Here is a 19545-nt window from a genome sequence, read left to right as displayed (position 1 = left end):
CAGTCAAATTACTGTGCTCTACTTTTGACTAATTCCACCTTCTATTTTTCTTGGCTACTATTGTGAAAAAATAATAGTGACTCTAGCCCTTGAAACACCTCCTCTACGCATTGCTAACGCTTTTTTCACTAACAAAAGCTTACGCTATAACAATAAGCGAGATAGCCCCCGTTCATTTTGGTTCTGTATCCGCACAAACAGGTGTTATGTGCACCATGTCACAATTTGGTGTTATCTCTGGTGCTTGTGACGCCACGGATAGCGATATCGTGTTAGGAGAGATTCTGGTAACTAATCTCCCTCGCAACGGTACCGTCGAGGTAGTGTTGACTGGTAGCAGTAATGTTTCGCTAAGCTACGTCCCGGTTGCTGAGTTAACAGGTGGCAAAGGCGGAGCTGTGCTTCTGTATGATAATCAGCCGAGTAAACGTGAATACAAAAGGAAATGGCGCAGATTTTACGATAACAATATTCGGTTCATTAATAGTTCAAACAGAACTATCGTTATCGGGTGCGTATACTGCAGACTACACACTTCAAGTAAACCAACTCTAAGTTGTGTAGCCGCAATGTAGTTTAAGACAACGTACCCCGTTTAGTTACAGGTTATCTATATCGTCTTTGTCTTTTTTCTCTTTTGACTGAGACTTCTCTTCTTCAATTTCTTCATATTCAAAGTCGGCCCCATCTAACATGGCTTCAAAATCAGCAAAGTCATCTAATTGCTCTTCATCAATCGCTTTTTCCGCACTCTTCCCATCCGTAACCCTAAACTCAAGGCGCTCGAAATAGGCATTTTTGATAAACGCATAGTCGTCGACTGCTTGCTCTAGCTGGGCTTCTTGGTCAAGCAACTGCGCGCGTGTTTCAAGAACGGAAATACCAATACGCGCTAAGTTCAACGTGCCGTCAATAAGCGTCATTGGGAAAGCGAACCCATCAACATAATCTCCAGTAAAGCTTCGCGGATCACTTGGCCCCAAGAATGGCAACATAAGGTATGGACTCGGTCTCAACCCCCCACACAGCGAGTGTTTCGCCAAATTGCTCTTGTTTACGCTCAATGCCCATCTTTGTGGCTACGTCAAAGGTACCTACAATGCCTACTGTCGAGTTAATAAGGAAGCGAGCTAGGCTATCTAGTCCGTCATCAGTTTTGCCCTGGAAAACGTTATTCAGAAAGTTGGCAGGTTCTTGGAGATTGTCCGCGATATTTACCAACCCTGTACGCGCGAATTGGGGCATAACTGTCACATAAGTTATGGTGACTGGTCGCAACACGTAAGCGTCGAATACATCCCAGTTAAAATCCCACACTTCACGGTTTACGGATTCAAGAGGGTCTCTTGGATCAGACGTATCAACTACAGCTTCTGCGTTAGACGCGGCAGCTTGTTCTTGTGCTTGGTTACTGGCACATCCACTTAATACACTGCTAATTACAATCACCCCAGCAATAAGTGATTTAGAAAAATTCATACTACAGTTCCTTATTAATCGTAATGTTCACTGAGGATAATTGGCTTTGCTTTACTGGACTTTCTACACTACCCTGCCACTCTCCTTGTGCCACTGCCACATTCCCATCCAATGACAGTCTCGCAGTTATTACCACGTCGGTCAGCGAAGAAAGCGTATACTGCGGCATCATCGCATTTTCCGTAGTTAAACTAATCGTCGCCGGAAAGGCTGGAATGGGTAGCTTCACTACCGCTGCTGGCATGCGGTTATCTGAATTAAGGTCTTGAGCAAAAACAATCAAGAAGCCAGTTGAAGGCGCACTTTCTTTAGCCTGCACAGACAAGTCAACAGTGACAGAGAACCCAGTCGTATCATCATTAGATGTCTCTACACTTGTCTCAAACGTACTGCTCTCATTTTTCAATTCACCGTTTAATTCTTCGCTTTGTACTGCGACTATCGAGCGCTGCTCAAGTTCAATAATGCGTGCACTTAAACGCTTAAACATGTCACTGTCTGCAGGCAATTTGTTTCTAACTTGTGCAAAGAAACGTTTGGTATTGTCCAAATCGCCGAGTTGTGCCGAAACAACTGCCATCATAAGCGCAAGATTATCGTTCTGCGGGTTTTCAGCAAGTAAACCTTGCAAAAGTCGCTGAGCGCGCTCTAGGTTGTTAACATCACCCGTGGTCATCAATGCTTGCGCAAGGGTTATCCGGTTTGCTGTGTTAGACGGGGCTAACTCAACAGCTTTATCTATTGCTTCTATGGCTTGCACTTCCTGACCAACGCTTAACATCAGCCGACCGAAATACATCCAGCCTGTGTCATCATTAGGTTCTGAGCGCAATCTCTGCCTAATTGCTAGGGCTAAACTTGCGACGTCCTGCTGAGTTAGGTTATTAGCGTTACCACTCGTTAGCTGTCGGCTTAATTCTGGAAGCGCCTCTACGGCATCTGTTATCTTGGCAACCCTATCCATTTGATTTACTTGGCTGTACACCACGGCACCAGCACCAAGCGCAATAACACCGCCTACAATCAGCGGCAATACAGCATTGCCTTTCTTTTGCGCTACAAATGCACTTTCATCAACGAGTGCCAATTTGAGTTCATCAACGGCTTGTCGTTTATCGTGTTCGCTAATTAGACCTTCTCGAACTTCGCGTTCTAATTCAGATAGTCGCTGTTTAACAATTTGCGTATTGCTTAAACTGTCACGTTTAGCGTGATTTTTTCTGAACAACCAAGGAAACCAAACTACGAGGACAACAAAAGTGATGAGCCCTGAAACAACTAAATAAAACTCAGACCAACTCATTCTTTTTCTTGCTCCAGCATAGCGTCGGCTCTCGCAAGCTTCGCAGCCATATCTTCAGGTGGGGTAACGGTTTTTCGTCGCACTACAACGACTAACGCAATGATGATGAATAACAAAGGACCAGCCCATAGCCACAGCGTCGCCGCGGTTACCGGCGGCTGATAGTGCACAAAGTCGCCATATCGTGACTTCATGTAGTCAATCACTTCTTGCTCTGTTTTGCCCTGCTTTAATAAGTTATACACTTTACGGCGCATATCATGAGCAATCATGGCATCACTATCTGCAATATTCTGATTTTGGCACATTGGACAGCGTAACTCTGCTGTGAGGCGTAAAAAGCTCTTGCGCTGCTCGGCCGAATCGAAGGTAAATTTTTCTTCAGCACCATGAGCGAAGAAAAAGCCTGACGCACTAAATAACATCAACGCTAATAGCCATTGAGTGATGCGAAACATACGCCACTCGTACTTTGCTTCGTCAAGGCTTTGAAAACTAAGGGGGAGCAGATTCATCAGTTAGCCCCTCCTGCACTGAGTGCTTTTGCACTATTATCAGTATCGGTATTTGACGCCTGAGCAACCAACTTACTGTATAACGGGCCAACCTTTTTGTTCCAAACGCGTTCGTTGATATCGCCAATGTGGTGCATACGAATAATACCATCTGCATCAATTATGAAGTGTTCAGGAGCACCAGTAACACCCAAATCTAGTGACGTATCACGATAAACATCGAAAATATTAAACGCATACGGGTTACCATAGCGACTCACCATATCGATGACTTCTTGTTGAACACGGCTAAGTGTTTTCGTGCCAAAGTCAGGGTCGAGATCCTGGTCAAAATAAAGGCCTACAATATGAACGCCTTTTTGTTCCTTGAGCTGCGTAAGATAAGGCATTTCCACAGCACAGGTAACACACCATACACCCCAGACATTTAAAATAGTCACCCGGCCTTTAAGATCTTCTGGCGTATAGATTTTCTCAGGCTGCATTAAATCTGGAAGCGAAAAAGCTTAAGCAGCGTTTTATCTTTAACTTGTGAGTCTAATTCGCGCGGGTCAGAAAAAAGCCCTTTAAACAAAAAGACAACGAGTAAGAGAAATAGTACAAGTGGTATCGCAACCAATGAGGTTTTCTTCATCGCGCCTCTCCTTTCACGGACTCGGTTGTTACAGGTACAACGCCTGCATCCTCAGATGATCGGGTCGGTCTTTTTTGATTGCCTGTCACTTTATCCAGCATCGCTTTCGCTTTTTTCACTTTCGCCATGCGGTAGCGTTTGTCACTAATTGAAAATATTCCACCCATCGCCATCACCACAGCGCCAGCCCATAACCAGACCACAAAAGGTTTGATGTAAATACGAATGGCCCAGGCACCATCATCAAGAGGTTCGCCCATAGCGATAAACAAATCGCGCTTGATATTCGAGTGGATAGCCGCCTCTGTCATTGGCATGCGTTGAACAATGTACAAACGCTTTTCAGGTATTAATACGGCTACCATTTTACCATCTTGGGTCACATCAAAGACGCCAGCATCAGCCTCGTAGTTAGGCCCTTGTACTTTTCTAAGGTCTTTAAACGTAAAATCATACCCGGCCAGGCTTACCGTATCCCCAACATCCATTCGAACGTCTCGTTCAAGTTCATAGTTGGATACCAGCGTGATCCCAATAATAACGATGGCAAAGCCAACATGCCCCAAAACCATTCCCCAATGGCTTGGCGTGAGCTTGCGCAATCTACTTATCACACTGTCTTTTTCACTGTTAGGCATGGCATCAATACGCTGCATAACTTCTTGTACGGTTGTCACTAAGATCCAAAAAACTAAAACCATGCCCAGCATGCCCATATAGGAAGGCACGTCATACGCGAAGTTAATCAGTACACCTGCACTAAGTGCTATGCCATCAAGCTACTAGCAACTGTTTTTGCAACTCACTCGCTTTTTGCTGCTTCCAGCGCGTAAGTGGCCCTAGCCCTAAAATCAACACAAACGGCACTATTAATAGGGTAAACATCTGATTGAAAAACGGAGCGCCAACCGAAATACTGCCAAGGCCAAGCTCTTTGTGCACAAGTGGCAACAGTGTTCCTAGGAGTACTACAAGCGTTGCAGCACATAGAAACACATTATTTCCTATGAGAAGCACTTCACGTGAAAACGCTTGATAACGACCTGGACTTTTCAGTGATGCTGCACGAAGCGCATACAGCAACAGACCGAATCCGCTTAGTACAATTAAAATACCTAAAATGAAAAGCCCGCGCGTTGGGTCGCTTGCAAATGAATGCACCGAGACAATAACCCCTGAGCGCACTAAGAAGGTACCTAGCAGACTGAGGCTGAATGCGGCTATGGCCAATAATACTGTCCACGACTTAAATGCCTTTCGCTTTTCCGTCACAGCCAATGAGTGCATCAGTGCCGTGCCCACTAACCAAGGCATAAATGACGCATTCTCAACTGGGTCCCAGAACCACCAGCCGCCCCAACCAAGTTCGTAATAGGCCCACCAGCTACCTAGCGCTATACCCACGGTTAAAAAAGCCCACGCAGCAATAACCCATGGACGTGACCATCGCGCCCACGTTGAATCGAGTTGGCCGGATATGAGTGCAGAAATTGCAAAAGCAAATGCGACTGAAAAGCCCACATAACCCATGTAAAGCATAGGTGGGTGTATAATCATCCCAAAGTCTTGCAGCAACGGATTTAGATCTCGCCCATCTACTGGAAAAAAGGGCAACATACTGTTGAACGGGTTAGAAGTTAGGAGCATGAAAAGATAGAAACCGATACCCACCATGCCTAGCACGGCAAGCACGCGCGCCACCATAGCCAGCGGTATACCTTTGCTAAAAATGGCTACCGCAACGGTCCAAACTGACAGCATCAACACCCACAGCAAGAAAGAGCCTTCGTGTCCGCCCCACACTGCCGTTATTTTATAGTAAATAGGCAATCGACTATTGGAATGCTGTGCTACGTAAGCCACGCTAAAATCGTCAGTGACAAATGCGTAGGTCAGGCACAGATAGGCGATAAGCGTAAAAATGAACAAACCTATAGCTAAGGGCTTAGCGGTCGCCATTAATGCCTCGTGCTGACGATGCGCTCCCCAAAGAGGATAAACCGCTAACAGTATCGATAGCACCAGTGCGAGCGTGAGTGCTATGTTTCCAATCTCAGGAACCATTATTCATTGCTCCCACTGTTGCTTACCGCGCTGTCTGAAGTGCTATCTGAGGCGCTATCATAGGAAGGCACATTCTCGGGCTTAACGTGCTTTATGCCCTTCATTTTTTCGGCTAATTCTGGCGGCATGTATTCTTCGTCGTGTTTTGCCAACACTTCTTGCGCTTCAATACGTCCAGTACCTGTCAAAACCCCCGTAGCCACAATTCCCTGCCCCTCGCGAAACAGGTCGGGCAATATGCCACTATACGTTACGGTCACTATCGGGCCCGTATCCATAAGGTCAAAGCTTACCGCAAGGCTCTCACTGTCGCGCTTAACGCTCCCTGGCACAACCATGCCGCCTATACGAAGGCGCTGACCAATTTGCGGCTTTTGCCCGTTTTTGCCTTCGATAATCTCGCTTGGCGTATAGAACAAGTCAATACTGTCGTTTAATGCGTAAAGCATTAAGCCAATTGCACTAATAACCAAAAAACCGACAATTCCTACTACGGCTAATCGCTGTTTTCGTCTAGGATTCATGCAACTATCTCACTTCGAAAAAACTGAAAACTAAAATGGCACATCTTTTTGCATGCCAACTCACACCCTTGCCCGAGTTACTAAAAGCCTGAATAAGGAAACGCATTAAGCTACTGCTAAGCTTTTCTACTTTCTTCTTCGCGTGCTTTTTTGATACGCGCCTTTCTGGCCCTTTCAACCATTACCGTATTGAGCAAAGACTTATGTTTCACGTAGCTTTGCACCGCTACGATTAACATGGCTGTGAAAGTTATGCCAAACGACAGCCACACGTAAAACGCATAGCCACCCATATTGAAAAAATCGGCAAAGGAATCAAACTGCATTTTACTTACTTCCTTCCAAGGCCCGGCTCGCCAACTTTTGCACCCAAGGGCGGTGCATTTCTCTTAGCACAATCTCGTTGCGCAGCCTAACGGTAGTCACAGCGCCAATGAACAACGCAAAACCCAACAAATTGATTAACAAAGGCCATAGCATTTCAGGCGCGATCGAAGGGTTGTCAAATTTGCTAATGGTGGCGCCTTGATGCAGCGTATTCCACCATTCAACGGAGTAATGAATAATGGGGATGTTTATCACACCCACAAGGGCCATAACGCCTGCAGCCTTTCCTGCTTGCTGTTTATCTTCAAATGCACCGTAAAGCGCAATAACTCCCATGTAGAGGAAAAGGAGAATAAGTTCAGATGTCAAACGCGCATCCCATACCCACCACGCGCCCCACATGGGTTTACCCCAAGCTGCACCAGTAAACAAGGCGATAAATGTCATCACAGCGCCAATAGGCGCCATGGCTATCATGCTCATATACGCAGTACGCCATTGCCACACCATGCCCACTAATGCCGCTATTGCCATGGCTACGTAGGTGCCCATCGATAAAATAGCGCTCGGCACATGAATGTAGATAATTCGAAACGAATCGCCTTGCTGATAATCTTGTGGAGCAAAAGCTAGCCCCCACACGGTACCTACGCTCAAACACAAGGCAGCACCAACCCAAAACCAAGGTTGTAATGTCAAGCAAAGCGCATAAGCTCGCTCTGTTTTAGCGTAAGGATGTAACCACTTCCACATTAGTTTTGACTCACTCTTAAAGAATACGCTATGGCAAACGGTGCTAATGCCGCGGCCAATAATAGCATGGCGGCGATGATAGCAAGTTGTGAATGATAAGGTAATTGCAGTGCGGCAGAATCCACGGCAGATGTGGCAAATATCAGTAATGGAATAAATACAGGTATTAACAATAACGCTAACAACACGCCACCTTTTTGTAATCCCACGGTTAAGCCTACGGCAATAGCGCCTATGAGTGACAGTAGCGGCGTGCCGAGTAATAAAGTGAGCACTAGCGCAACATACATATCAACCGTTAGATTCAGAAACATTGCCAATAAAGGAGATAGAAGCAGCAATGGCACAAAACTCACTAGCCAGTGAGCCGCCACTTTCATCGCACTAATCGCAGGCAGCGCCATGCCAGATAAGACATACTGCTCAAGGGCGCCATCCTGAAAGTCATCTCTAAACAACCTTTCCATTGCCATCAAAGAAGATAAGATTGCCGCAATCCAAATAACTCCTGGCCCAATTCGCTGCAAGGTATCTGGAGACGGGCTTACCCCAAGCGGAAACAAAGTAACAACCATTGTTAGAAACATCAGCGGCTGCACAAGCTCTGCTTTTTGTTTAAACGCAATATACAGATCACGCTTAAATATTCCCTTGTAAAGCGCCATCAGTATCGATACTCCAAATCAAATATGCGGTGATTACCTGCAACACTAGATAGGGGTTGATGAGATGTAGTAATGACTACCCCACCTTGTTCAACGTGACGCCTCATTGTGTGTTCAAGCAAATCAATACCTTTCACATCTAACGCAGTAAATGGCTCATCTAAGATCCACATTTTTGCTGGCTTTAACCACAAACGAGCCAACGCTACTCTGCGCTGCTGCCCGGCAGATAAATACCGCACGGGTACATCCTCAACTCCCACTAGCCCAACACGCCCTAGAGCGTCAAAAATAGCTTCTTGAGGCTGACTTACGTTGTGTTGCGCCAACCAGAAAGTAAGGTTATCTAACGCAGACAAGGCGTTGCTATTACCTGTTTTATGGCCTAAATAGAAAAGCGCTTTGTGGAAACTTGAAGCAAACATTTTTATGTTTTTACCGTCGTATTTCACTTCACCTACATCTGGCTCGCTTAGGCCAGTAAGAATACGCAATAAACTCGTTTTCCCTGCACCGTTTGGACCGCGTAAATATAAGAGTTCTCCCGCTGATACATTCAGCGACAGCCCTTCAAAAAGGGTTCTATCTCTCTTGCTACACGTTAAACTGCATGCTTCTAACACAGTTTGCCTACCCCATAAAATCGCAATACATAAAAAACCGCGACAGTTTACCACATGACGGCTTTTTCGCAGTCGTGAATTCCAATTAAATATGATTTACTTCAATAACAAAGCGCATTAAATGAAGATCACAAGACGATTTCGATGTGTTGGGCTTGGTACTCAAAGGTACGTGTGAAAATGAACAGTCTATACTTAAACCTCAGACACTACGGCGATGCTTGTTTTTGCAATGTTAGATAACAAAATGTCATCATGTTTTTGCGTTCAAAGTCGATATACAAACTATGACAACACCTCCATCATCACTTATCGCTGAAGCCGCGAAAACAGCTGCATCTGCTAACACTGCTGGTAGCGCAAAAAGCAATGCTGCAATACCTAACGTAGTTTCAACACCGCAGACAGCCGCGCTTGCAAGAGCCGCAGCGCTGGATAACGCAGCACGCGTAACGATAGCCAAATTACCCGAACACATTCTAGCGATTAGCACGTTGCCACAAACTGCGCAAAATGCCCAAACAGTTAATGTCAAAGTGCCGCCCGAATTTGCTTCTAAGACTATTCAAAATCCGGCGCTAGCGCTGCTTTCATCTGATAAAAAGAGTACAGAAGCTGTGCTGACTAACACGTCTTTAGCACAGCAAAGTGTGTCAATAACCAACAGCCAACGTAACGACTTATTCACGGCTATCATTCAAGCTTTAAAAGCAGAAGGTAGCGCGGCATCGGTAAAAGGCACGCTGACTCAGCTAGATGGCTCGTCCCAATGGGCATTGGCAATACCGCAGAACGCAGGGTCTTCTCGATTTGTCGCGTTTGAAGTTGAAAGTACCGCATTGAAAAACGCCTTGAGAGCATGGTTGGGCGCCAGTGTAACGCTCACATTAGCCAATTCGTCAAAACATGGTGTTACCGCTCAACTATCTCTAGCTAGCGCTTCTCAAAACGCATCTGGATCTGACAGTAAAATTACGCTTGAACAGAGTAAGTTAACTACTCAGGTTCAAAAACAGATAGTCGAGAGTGGGCTAAAACAAAACACGGTATCAGTCGATTTAACCGCCCAACACTCACATTCACTAAAACGTTTTTTACCCAGCGAGATAGTTCCGTCTCAACATGTGCTTAAAAATGCCGCATTACTCACGCTTCAACCCAATGGGAAGAATGTCTCGCGACTTGATATACAAAGCGCCAATACCAGTGCAGTCATGCGCATAGCATTTGAACAAGCGCCAAGTGACTTGAAGGCACTAAACAAACAACAAGTCGCAAAAATTAATGCGGCAACCTTGATACAAGCCCAAGTAGTTGGGAGCATCAAAGAGAACGCATCTTTAACTACCAAAAATCAAGCTACGTCAAATCCGGAGACTGCTGACACACTTAAAGATGTAAAAGGGAATGTCACTTCGCTCAATGGCAGCGACGTGCACAAGGCAATCGGCACCCTTTCTCGTGTCTTACTTAGTCAAACTGGCAATACTTCCCAAGCGCTGAGCCAACTACTGACGATTGTTGAGGGAAAAAGCGGTGCTATAAATAATCCAGATGACGGCACACGCGCTCTATTTGATAAAATAGCGCAACAGGTTAAAGGTTTTGACGCGATGAGCGCTAAGCCATCATTACCGATGACGCAAACGGGAAGCGCCTCTTCTCAAAATACAAACTCAGCGCAGAGTACAAAAGCATCACCGATAGAGGTAACTAAAGATGCTGGCGACAAACCACGTTTAGATGGTGCAAAGGCCTCTGCTGAATCCATTGATGTCAAAGACAGCCTTAAGCAAGGCCACTTCATGACACTAGCTAAAATGTTGGCAACCCAAGCTAAAGTTTCGTCAAGTGGTCTTATTAATAGTGCACTGCAGCACGTCACGGGTGCTGGCATCAAAACTGACCAATCTGTGCCGTCTTCGAACGATGTAAAACTAAGTGAAGGCGTCGAACAGCAAGGTGTATCAAAAGGTGCAAGTTCACAATACGGCAATGCTTCACCCGATAGCCTTGAACAAGGACTATCACAACGTATCAATCAGGCCCTGACTGCCAATGCCCTTTTAACCACACCGCTTACTTTGACATCGCCCGTGGCGTCATCAAGTTTTGTGCAAGGGTTAGTAGCACTCGTCCAGCTTGCGTTGGCAGGTAGGGCAATACAGCGTCAACCAAGCCTAAAGAGTTTAATGGATACGCCCGACTCTTTTATCGCTAAAACACTGTCTAACGTGGGCGCTACGGCTACGCCCAGTAAAGTAGGTCAAGAACTCAGTCAACTCGATAATCGACAGCAGCTGCTTTCTCACTTAAAGACCTTGCTAGCAAGCCACCAACAAACAAAGATAGCGAATGCCGAGAGTCGTATTCAGGGTCAAGACAGCTTTTATTACGCGTTTCCTTCCATTTCCCAAAATCAGTTGCCCGCTGAACTGCTTATACAGCGTGAACATGAAAAATCTCATCAAGAGCAAAAGCAGCGCGGCCAAAGGAGCTTATGGAACGTGACGATGAAACTGGATATAGGAAGTAGTGGCGAAGTGTTGGCAAAGTCGAAAATAAACGATACAACAATTACGCTAGACTTATACGCATCAAACGATACGATCTTACAAAGACTAGGCGATACCCTTCCCTACCTAACGCGTAGGCTATCATCACTTGGGCTCACTATTGAGCAATCTAGCTTTCAAAAGGGGCATATTCCCAAAACCTTAAGCACACGGCCCCACCAAATCTTCGAGACGCGCGTATGAACGATACAAATAAAACCAAACGTGCAATTGGATTACGTTACGAGGGCGGTAATAAGAAGAACACACCTAAGGTGGTTGCAAAAGGGTATGGCGATCTTGCGCAAGCCATCATCGCAATGGCAGAAGAAACGGGGATCCTCATCCATGAAGATCCCTATTTAAGCGAGGTGCTTGCTACGCTGGATGTCGGGCAAGATATCCCTGAGTCTCTTTATTACGTTATTGCTGAATTACTTGCCTATTCGTACGTACTTCAGGGAAAAATTCCCCCGGTTGGGAGTCCATTATCAAACGTATCGACTTTAGTGTTTAAAATGGCCCAGTGACAGGCGCGCCTTCCTGCCATAGTGTATGGAAGACACTGTTTCCTCTGATGTAGTAAACGTGGTCATCGTGAAGAACACTCCTATCATCATAGCTACCATAGTAATTTTCTTCTTCAGGGGCTTTCTCGACACTATCCACTAATGACAAGGTGCGTGTATCGCTGTTCACTTCCAGCATATGAAGCGAATATTGTAACGTCCAAGCCTCATCTATAGTGGTCCAAGATTCAGAGGGCACAGCAAATCGATAACCTTGTTCCGTTTTCAATACAGAAAGTGCGCGATGATCGTATTCTGCTGGCGTGTAAGAGTCGGCCCAAACGTACTCATCGAGCAATATGGGGTTTTCAGGGTCAAGAACATCAAACAAGCTTACTTTCATTCCTTCTTCAATGGGCGTTGTTGATGGCTGCTCACCAGGAAGTGGAATGTTCTCAGCGTTAACCTGTTGACCGACGCCTAGCAACAGCCCATTTTCCATAGGATGCAAGTAACTTGAAAACCCTGGAATGTTTAGCTCGCCCTTAATAACAGGGGCATCGATTGAACTTAAATCAATGACATATAAAGGATCTATGCGCTCAAAAGTGACAACATAAGCTTTGTCTTCATAAAAGCGTACTGCATAGATATCCTCACCAGGCTTTCCAATAGGTGCTAGGTTCATTACTGTTTGGCAAAGTTGCAACTTCAATAAGCTCACTCCCTTGCTGCTGTAATACATGTAAGTAATGTTCAGGGTCATCTTCCCATATGCCTTCAGATGTTACCGCCATTAAATGCCCCTCTTTCTCAGCCATCTTGAATTGGGGGCGCTGCGCCAGCCGAACATGCCATTAACTTTGCCTGATGCCTGATACGCGATGTCATCCTGTAATGAGACTTTGTGAAACACTGTGTCTCTATTTTGCTGCGCATGCAGATAGAGGTTTTCACTGGACATATATAAGCCACGAGCTTCAACAACCATGCACAAAGCGGAGTAACTTGCTGGAGACGTCATGTCTATTTTAACAACGCTGACCATTTGTATATGCCCGTTTTGTGGACCTAAGCATTTTCAGGTAATAAGCAATCGTTAATATCGTAAAGAGGGAGCGTTTGATCGTTAATGGTAATTTGAGGTGCTAACACATCATTATCAAGCTGCAACAAGTATCGGTAATAATTCACCAGACTGCTATTGCTACTATTTACTGAAGGCAGTCCTTCAACGTAAGGGACATATTGCAGCGCCAAGTACAAATCGTTACCTATCCGTCTTGAGCTTATAAGACCACCGTCTACACTCACCTGATGCGTTTTTGCAGGTGTTTCAGGTGTACTTACGTCAATAATGTCAATGCGTGTATCATTATCCGGGTTTTGCCACGGACTCGACACAGTCAACGCGTCTTCTAGAGGATAAAAGCCAAACACGCGCGTGATCACCCCTAAACTATTTTCATGAAGATACATCCCCGATATCTCTACGTCAGACTCTAGAGGTATGTTAGCTATGGATTGAAGTGCAAAGTCTACGTCTCGTTTAAAAACACTGACACTATTTTCAATACCCGACTGGCTATCCCAGCTTGGCAGATTCGCAACATAAAGGTACTCACCGTCGTATTCGATTCTGTCGGCTTCATCCACACCGCTTACTTGTGTATTAGTAGATGAAAATTCTGGGGTTGGATGAGCTACTGCGCCATCTGTACCACCATCATTGGAGTCAACTAAGCCCTGTGTCCCTATGACGTATAAGCCGTTCTTAATGTACCTGTCTGCTGCGATGTTAGTAGGTTGGCCAAGCGGTGCACTTGACTCTGATGTAAGTGAAAGTAGAGGGGGCTGATTGTTACCGTTATCAGACTCACCGTCATTGCTACATGCTGTAATCACACACGTAGAAAAAATGAGCACCGCCATGCATCTTGATATTTTGTCTATCCCGTGTCTCGATTTCATGTTCCATTTCCTTGTTAATTGAAACCATAAAACCATCATAGAATCGCTTTCGTTATCAATCAGATCCAAACTGAGTATAAATGTGACAATTTGTAATCGAGTACTGTTTCACACAGCACACTTTGATAATCTATCAAGGTACCTATTCTTGTAAAAAGGACTTTTTGTGTTTCTTCGTTTCTTGTTGAGTTTATTTTTGACCATGTCATGCTTTCAATCGGCGTTGGCGTGCGATAACAAACTCCTTTGTATAGAGGAAGACAACTGGTCAATTGGTATCGCATTTGGAGCAGGAGCGCGGACCAATCCGCTTGTCGACGGTGATGCTATTCCGCTTATTGTATTGCCAGATGTTGCTTGGTATTCAGATAACGTCTATTTCGATAATGGTGAATTTGGCTATCAGATGCAATTATATGACGAAGTGACCGCAGAGACTTTCGTACGTACGAACGCAGAACGCGCTTATTTTGTCTTCTGGCATCCCAGTAATCTTCTGATTCCACTAGAGAGCCTAACCGATGGTGCGCTCACCCCCTCTCCATCTCCTGATGAAGGGGAAGTACCAGAGCCACGCTATATTTCTGTCAACGATATCGCAAACCTACGCTGGACTGTCGACGCTGGCGTGAGATTAAATTGGTTTAGAGACAATTCTCGTTGGTCATTTAGCGTTGTGCATGACGCACTTGGCGTTTATAGCGGATACAGTATTAACGGCGGCTACCAACGGGACTTTTTCTATAAAGACTGGACTTTTTCTACCAACTTATCAGTCAGTTATAAAAGCGACAACCTTATCGACTATTACTATGGAATTAGTGAAAGAGATACCAGTGATCAATCCCTTTGGTATGAAGCCAGCCATTCTATACAGTTTTCTGCTGGCCTGTTTGTAAGTAAGCAAATAAATCAACATTGGTATTGGCTCGGACGATATCAATTAACAACGCTGGGAAGCGGGATGAGCGATAGCCCTCTTGTATCTAAGCGACAAGTAACAAATGTGTTTTTTGGCATCGGTTATCGGTTTTAGGTGTCTTGATGCGTTTGTTGATTCTTATCATTCCCTTTTTATGTTTCAACGCAAAAGCCGCTGAAGACAATTTGGCTGAATTTTCCGTTATCCCAAATGAATGTATCACCAGCGAAAAGGGCGATACATGTGAACTGCCACTTGCTATCACATATCCTAAATTGTCATCTAAAATCTATTGCTTATTAATAGGTGAGGAACGCTTGGGCTGCTGGCCCAATCATCAGCTCCCCACCACGTTCACTGTAGAACTCAGACAAGATTCAACGTTCACTTTAAAAGATGAGAAGGGTAACAAGAGTACATCTGTTGTATTGAAGCTAAAATACAGAAAGGCGTCGATGTATCGCTTAGCGCGTAAGAAACCCGTGGAGTTTATTCTAGTGAAAAAGTTAATTTTGGTTGAAGATGATGAACGCTTAGCTTCACTAGTTTGCCAGTATTTAGAGAGCAATGACTTTAGTGTTAAACGACTCCCTAATGGCGATGGCTTAATAGAGCTAGTTAAACTGACTTCTCCCGATGTTGTCATTTTAGATGTCATGTTACCAGGGGAAGATGGCTTCACTTTATGCAATCAACTCCGACAGTTTTTCACAGGTCCTCTTCTTTTCATGACTGCAAAAAATGAAGATTTCGATCAAGTGGTTGGACTAGAGATTGGTGCCGACGATTATGTCGTAAAACCAGTAGAGCCTCGTGTACTTTTAGCTAGAATTAATGCACTGCTAAGACGTACTACATCTCTTGGTTCACACGCTGCCAATGGTTCTGTTATGCAGTTCGGCGCACTAAGCATTGATAAATCATCGCGAAAAGTCACTCTGGGTGAAAAGATGATATCGCTTACAAGTCACGAGTTTGACCTTTTATGTCTGCTTGCTGACAATGCCTCAAGTGTGGTCGACCGCTCAACACTTTATAAGGAGCTAATTGGTAGAGAATATGATGGGCTCGATCGTTCTGCAGATGTAAGAGTTTCTCGCTTGCGTAAAAAACTTAATGACGACCCGCAGAACCCCTACAGGATAAAGACTATTTGGGGCAAAGGCTTCTTCTTTGTCAGTGACGCTTGGGAAGATGTATGACAAGGCTTTTTGTCAGTTTTTATCTTTTTGTCGCCATTTCACTTGTCGTCATAAGTAGCGCTCTAGAATTTATTTTGCCGAACGAAAGCCACAGTGAAAGTAAAGAGACGCAAATTATTCAAAGTGTTCTGGCTTTAGCAGCAATGGATAAATCAGCGCTCATTTCAAGATTAGAAGAGATAGATGCAGATTTCGAAATAAAGCCCATTAGCGCCGTAGGGTGGTCAAAAGACGAACGCCAGTCTTTCGCACAAAGAGACGTGGTCACGCTTTACGATGAAGAAGCCAAGTACATCTATGCCCCTATTGGAACAAATGAATTTATCTCACTCACTTTGCCCTATGAGCGTGTTTCGGCGCCTTATTTAGTATTTTACCTACTGATTTTCTTATTATTACTGGGGCTTGCAATGGCACTGTGGCTGTGGCCGTTGTGGCGTGACCTTGCCTACATTACCAATAAAGTCAGCGATCTTGGCCATGAAACTGAGAGCTTTTCTATTGCACTAAAGAAACGCTCCATTATGCAGCCTATTGCCAATCGTCTTAACCTACTCAGTGAACGTGTTCACAATCTTTTGCGTGACCAGCGAGAATTAACGGGTGCAGTGGCTCATGAGTTTAGAACCCCCATTGCACGATTGAAGTTCGCATTAGAAATGAACCATGAAACCGACAGTGTAGCTTGGAAAGGTATTCACGCTGATATCGATGAGTTAGAAGGCCTAGTACAGGAAATGCTCGACTACACCCAATATGATGCGATAACCCCAGAACTAAGTATCGCGGATATACCCACGAAAATACTTTGTCAAAAACTAGCCGACCACCTTTCATTGACCACTGATAAGTTACTAACAGTAACGGGCGAGAATGTCATACTTCGCGGAGATGGTCATTTTATTGAACGCGCTATCTCAAATCTGCTTACTAACGCAATTCGTCATGCCGCTTCCCACGTTGTTATCAATATTCAACAAACCGTTGATAGCATTTCTATTTCTGTAAGTGATGACGGGGAAGGTGTTGAGCAAAGTATAGCAGAACGTATATTTGAGCCTTTTTTTAGGCCGGATAACAGTCGAGTACGCTACTCTGGAGGCGCAGGGCTTGGGCTTGCTATTGTCCAGCGCATTCAGCATTGGCACAAAGGCACAGCTTCAGTAAGGAAGAGTGACTTAGGTGGTGCTTGCTTCGTACTGACTTACCCACGCTAGATAAAAAAAAGGCGCTCACCAATGCATAGCAAGCGCCTTCCACGTACAATTTTTGTACTTATAATGGCTTATCTAAACAGCACTTTTTCTTTATTAAACCAGTGGATGCAGAACATTATTAGACCTAAGCAGCGATAACAGCGGTTGATGTAAAAATACCAAACAATGCAAAGTAGTCCATTGTGCCTTTAAACAATTCTTTCATTGCCAGCGCCACGTTAGTTAATGGCACCCAGACCCATCCGCCTTTTAGCTCTACACCAGGCATCATGGCAATAATTACCGGAAAGATAACCACCATGATCAATGAGCCCATGTAGCTTTGCGCTTCTTTAAACGAACGAGCGTAAATAGATAGCGACAATAAAATAGCGGCAAACACAGCAACAACAGGTACCAACATCAAGAAAATAAGTAAGAAGTCAACAAGACCGATCATAGACATGATTTTTACTACAAATTCCACTGCCATACCCTGCGAGAGTACCAAGCCCCATATGGCCATGGATGATACGGTGATAAGGGCAGTAATAATCCCCGCCATGGCAATAGTAATGAATTTACCTAGTACAAGTTTGTGACGGTCCATAGGAGAAATAAGCAGCGTTTCAAGCGTGCCTCGCTCTTTTTCACCTGCACCTAAATCTGCTGCTGGCGCCATTGCCCCTTGCAAACACAAGATAAAGATAAAGTAAGGTAACATGCCGCCTAAGCGCTCACCCCATACCTCTCGGTCGTCTGCAACATTTTGCTTTTCAATCTCAATGGGCTTGAGAACCGCAGCCTGTTGCGTCTCATTCAGGTTAAGTTGCGAAAAAGCAGTTTGCTGGAATGCATCTGAGTATTCGTCAATGATTTCTGACACTCGTCCCATTACCTTATTCAGCCCCGCATCGTTCAAATACAGCTGTATTTTGTGCTGTCCTGATTGCAAAACATCACTGTTAAAGGTTTCTGGAATAACCAACACAAAATCTAACGTCTCGTTTTTAATCAGTTTTGCATAGTCTTTATCATCACCAATGGCCACTGACTCAAATTTGTCTGCCGCATCATTGAACGACTGTACGATAGCGGGAGCATAGGCTTCACCTACAATGGCATACTTCAGCACTTTATTTTCAGCTTTGTCAGCGGCGGAGCTCATAAAGAAAAAAGCCACACCGAAAATAGCGGGAAACAACAAGAGCGGTAGACCAATCATAAAGATAATGGTTTTTTTATCGCGCAATAGCTCTTTGAATTCCTTCTTAAAGATTAACCACATTGCTCATCTCCTCAGAATCCATTGATAGTGTTTTTAGGAAGCTCTTGTGCATCTGTCCGCCAGACAGCTCACTAAAGGCTGATAACGTATCGTTAAATACCGTTTCACCTTGATTAATAACAGTAACCTTGTCGCAAAGGGTTTGTACTTCGTCTAGGTGGTGAGTAGAAAAAATAACTGGGGTGCCTTTGTCTTTAAGGCGCTGAATAAACTCCATTACCGTGCTGGTTGCCATAATATCCAAACCAGTAGTAGGTTCATCAAGCACTACAAGCGCAGGCTCGTGGATGACAGCGCGAGCAATAGACACTTTTTGCTTCATACCTGACGAGAAGTTTTCCGCACGTCTATCTAAGAAGCTTTGCATATCAAGTAAGTCCGCCATCTCTTCAATACGCGCGTTTATTACGTCCTTTGAGATACCGTGAAGTTCGCCAAAGTAGCTTATATTTTCACGACCACTTAAGCGCCCATACAATCCAGTTGAGCTAGATAAAAAACCAATCTTCTTACGTGCAATATTGGGATTGGCCAACACATCTTCACCGCCAATTAGCACTTTACCGCTGTCTGGCTTAAGTGCGGTCGAAAGCATGCGAAGCGTTGTTGTTTTACCTGCCCCATTTGGCCCTAACAGACCAAGCACTTGGCCTTTTTCACATGTAAAAGAAACATCTCTTACAGACTGAAAATAACGCCCTTTTAATCGCGGATCCTTCTTCTCTTGCTCGCTTAGCTTTTTGGGGTTTTCAACCTCAAAACGCTTTGCGAGACCTGATATCTCAATCATTTCCCTTCCCTCTTTTTTTACATGACTTTTTGCATTTTTTCGTTATTAGATTAGAGCGTGTTGACCTTTGCGGTACACTTTTTGTTCATTCCAAGCGAGTATCAGGCAATGAACGAGTTGCGTGGTTTGGTTATTCCAAATTAGCGACGAGTAAAGCCGCATGAGGTTCGCTTGGATGAACCTTTCAGGCAGCAATTGTTTAGCATTTATCCTGCGTCTGCGCAC

General features: G+C 44.7%; 14 protein-coding genes and 6 pseudogenes. 6 read left to right on the top strand and 14 right to left on the bottom strand.

Annotated features, from left to right (window positions below; translation table 11 throughout):
• Positions 1-599 precede the first annotated feature (599 nt).
• From V6N89_RS04745 to ccmA, 10 genes and pseudogenes are all read right to left on the bottom strand, one after another.
• Positions 600-1479 (bottom strand): annotated as a pseudogene (locus V6N89_RS04745) (MlaA family lipoprotein).
• A 1-nt stretch (position 1480) separates the two neighbouring features.
• Positions 1481-2782, bottom strand: coding sequence for a c-type cytochrome biogenesis protein CcmI (ccmI, locus tag V6N89_RS04740; RefSeq protein WP_338516557.1), 1302 nt, complete (start codon positions 2780-2782; stop codon positions 1481-1483).
• A complete protein-coding gene (locus V6N89_RS04735; protein ID WP_346993782.1) occupies positions 2779-3207 on the bottom strand; it encodes a cytochrome c-type biogenesis protein in 429 nt (142 codons plus the stop codon). Before V6N89_RS04735 ends, ccmI begins: the two co-directional genes overlap by 4 nt.
• 89 nt (positions 3208-3296) lie before the next feature.
• A pseudogene (locus V6N89_RS04730) lies at positions 3297-3931 on the bottom strand (redoxin family protein).
• A pseudogene (locus V6N89_RS04725) lies at positions 3928-5995 on the bottom strand (heme lyase CcmF/NrfE family subunit). The pseudogenes V6N89_RS04730 and V6N89_RS04725 overlap by 4 nt, the downstream one beginning before the upstream one ends.
• Positions 5995-6519 (bottom strand): cytochrome c maturation protein CcmE, encoded by a 525-nt coding sequence (ccmE, locus tag V6N89_RS04720; RefSeq protein ID WP_338516555.1) that lies wholly within the window; start codon positions 6517-6519, stop codon positions 5995-5997. The pseudogene V6N89_RS04725 and the gene ccmE overlap by 1 nt, the downstream one beginning before the upstream one ends.
• Before the next feature lie 116 nt (positions 6520-6635).
• On the bottom strand, positions 6636-6845 hold the full coding sequence (gene ccmD, locus V6N89_RS04715) for a heme exporter protein CcmD (protein ID WP_338516554.1): 210 nt from the start codon (positions 6843-6845) through the stop codon (positions 6636-6638).
• 1 nt (position 6846) lies between these two features.
• Entirely contained in the window at positions 6847-7599 is a 753-nt protein-coding gene (locus V6N89_RS04710) for a heme ABC transporter permease (protein ID WP_346993484.1), read from the bottom strand.
• Positions 7599-8264: a heme exporter protein CcmB gene (gene ccmB / locus V6N89_RS04705; RefSeq protein WP_346993483.1), complete on the bottom strand. Its 666-nt coding sequence runs from the start codon at positions 8262-8264 to the stop codon at positions 7599-7601. Before ccmB ends, V6N89_RS04710 begins: the two co-directional genes overlap by 1 nt.
• Positions 8264-8887, bottom strand: coding sequence for a cytochrome c biogenesis heme-transporting ATPase CcmA (gene ccmA, locus V6N89_RS04700; protein ID WP_338516553.1), 624 nt, complete (start codon positions 8885-8887; stop codon positions 8264-8266). The genes ccmB and ccmA overlap by 1 nt, the downstream gene beginning before the upstream one ends.
• A gap of 287 nt (positions 8888-9174) precedes the next feature.
• On the opposite strand from ccmA, the gene V6N89_RS04695 reads away from it, so the two are divergent.
• Together V6N89_RS04695 and V6N89_RS04690 are read left to right on the top strand one after the other, a co-directional pair.
• Positions 9175-11646: a flagellar hook-length control protein FliK gene (locus V6N89_RS04695; RefSeq protein WP_346993482.1), complete on the top strand. Its 2472-nt coding sequence runs from the start codon at positions 9175-9177 to the stop codon at positions 11644-11646.
• A complete protein-coding gene (locus V6N89_RS04690) occupies positions 11643-11972 on the top strand; it encodes an EscU/YscU/HrcU family type III secretion system export apparatus switch protein (RefSeq protein ID WP_431189767.1) in 330 nt (109 codons plus the stop codon). Before V6N89_RS04695 ends, V6N89_RS04690 begins: the two co-directional genes overlap by 4 nt.
• On the opposite strand, the pseudogene V6N89_RS04685 reads toward V6N89_RS04690, so the two are convergent.
• Both V6N89_RS04685 and V6N89_RS04680 read right to left on the bottom strand, forming a co-directional pair.
• Positions 11956-12975: pseudogene (locus V6N89_RS04685) on the bottom strand (beta-propeller domain-containing protein). The gene V6N89_RS04690 and the pseudogene V6N89_RS04685 sit on opposite strands and share 17 nt — an antisense overlap.
• Positions 12976-13022: 47 nt before the next feature.
• Complete coding sequence (locus tag V6N89_RS04680) at positions 13023-13922, bottom strand: beta-propeller domain-containing protein (protein WP_338516550.1); 900 nt, start codon at positions 13920-13922, stop codon at positions 13023-13025.
• A 166-nt stretch (positions 13923-14088) separates the two neighbouring features.
• Between V6N89_RS04680 and V6N89_RS04675 the strand changes: the two genes are divergently transcribed.
• The 4 genes and pseudogenes from V6N89_RS04675 to V6N89_RS04660 all read left to right on the top strand — a co-directional run bounded on the left by V6N89_RS04675 (position 14089) and on the right by V6N89_RS04660 (position 17263).
• The gene (locus tag V6N89_RS04675) at positions 14089-14958 is read left to right on the top strand and encodes a MipA/OmpV family protein (protein WP_346993481.1); all 870 of its coding nucleotides are present in this window, start codon (positions 14089-14091) and stop codon (positions 14956-14958) included.
• An 8-nt stretch (positions 14959-14966) separates the two neighbouring features.
• Positions 14967-15230: pseudogene (locus V6N89_RS04670) on the top strand (DUF3019 domain-containing protein); the annotation flags it as partial.
• A gap of 111 nt (positions 15231-15341) precedes the next feature.
• Complete coding sequence (locus tag V6N89_RS04665; protein ID WP_338516546.1) at positions 15342-16046, top strand: response regulator; 705 nt, start codon at positions 15342-15344, stop codon at positions 16044-16046.
• Positions 16043-17263 (top strand): ATP-binding protein, encoded by a 1221-nt coding sequence (locus V6N89_RS04660; RefSeq protein WP_338516545.1) that lies wholly within the window; start codon positions 16043-16045, stop codon positions 17261-17263. Before V6N89_RS04665 ends, V6N89_RS04660 begins: the two co-directional genes overlap by 4 nt.
• Positions 17264-17331: 68 nt before the next feature.
• Here V6N89_RS04660 and V6N89_RS04655 read toward each other — a convergent pair.
• Together V6N89_RS04655 and V6N89_RS04650 are read right to left on the bottom strand one after the other, a co-directional pair.
• A pseudogene (locus V6N89_RS04655) lies at positions 17332-18530 on the bottom strand (ABC transporter permease subunit).
• On the bottom strand, positions 18514-19320 hold the full coding sequence (locus tag V6N89_RS04650; protein WP_226432367.1) for an ATP-binding cassette domain-containing protein: 807 nt from the start codon (positions 19318-19320) through the stop codon (positions 18514-18516). Before V6N89_RS04650 ends, V6N89_RS04655 begins: the two are co-directional and overlap by 17 nt.
• Positions 19321-19545: the final 225 nt, after the last annotated feature.

The organism is Alteromonas gracilis (genome assembly GCF_036870955.2).
Taxonomy (GTDB): domain Bacteria; phylum Pseudomonadota; class Gammaproteobacteria; order Enterobacterales; family Alteromonadaceae; genus Alteromonas; species Alteromonas gracilis_A.
Note: the sequence above shows the minus strand (reverse complement) of the source record. Positions and strands in the feature narration are given on the sequence as shown.

Bases quoted from the DNA above. Each gene is read 5' to 3' on its own strand.
- V6N89_RS04690 (WP_431189767.1), top strand. From the start codon at position 11,643: ATGAACGATACAAATAAAACCAAACGTGCAATTGGATTACGTTACGAG.
- ccmE (WP_338516555.1), bottom strand. From the start codon at position 6,519: ATGAATCCTAGACGAAAACAGCGATTAGCCGTAGTAGGAATTGTCGGT.
- ccmI (WP_338516557.1), bottom strand. From the start codon at position 2,782: ATGAGTTGGTCTGAGTTTTATTTAGTTGTTTCAGGGCTCATCACTTTT.
- V6N89_RS04710 (WP_346993484.1), bottom strand. From the start codon at position 7,599: ATGTGGAAGTGGTTACATCCTTACGCTAAAACAGAGCGAGCTTATGCG.
- V6N89_RS04660 (WP_338516545.1), top strand. From the start codon at position 16,043: ATGACAAGGCTTTTTGTCAGTTTTTATCTTTTTGTCGCCATTTCACTT.
- ccmD (WP_338516554.1), bottom strand. From the start codon at position 6,845: ATGCAGTTTGATTCCTTTGCCGATTTTTTCAATATGGGTGGCTATGCG.
- V6N89_RS04735 (WP_346993782.1), bottom strand. From the start codon at position 3,207: ATGTTATTTAGTGCGTCAGGCTTTTTCTTCGCTCATGGTGCTGAAGAA.
- ccmB (WP_346993483.1), bottom strand. From the start codon at position 8,264: ATGGCGCTTTACAAGGGAATATTTAAGCGTGATCTGTATATTGCGTTT.
- V6N89_RS04650 (WP_226432367.1), bottom strand. From the start codon at position 19,320: ATGATTGAGATATCAGGTCTCGCAAAGCGTTTTGAGGTTGAAAACCCC.
- V6N89_RS04680 (WP_338516550.1), bottom strand. From the start codon at position 13,922: ATGAAATCGAGACACGGGATAGACAAAATATCAAGATGCATGGCGGTG.
- V6N89_RS04695 (WP_346993482.1), top strand. From the start codon at position 9,175: ATGACAACACCTCCATCATCACTTATCGCTGAAGCCGCGAAAACAGCT.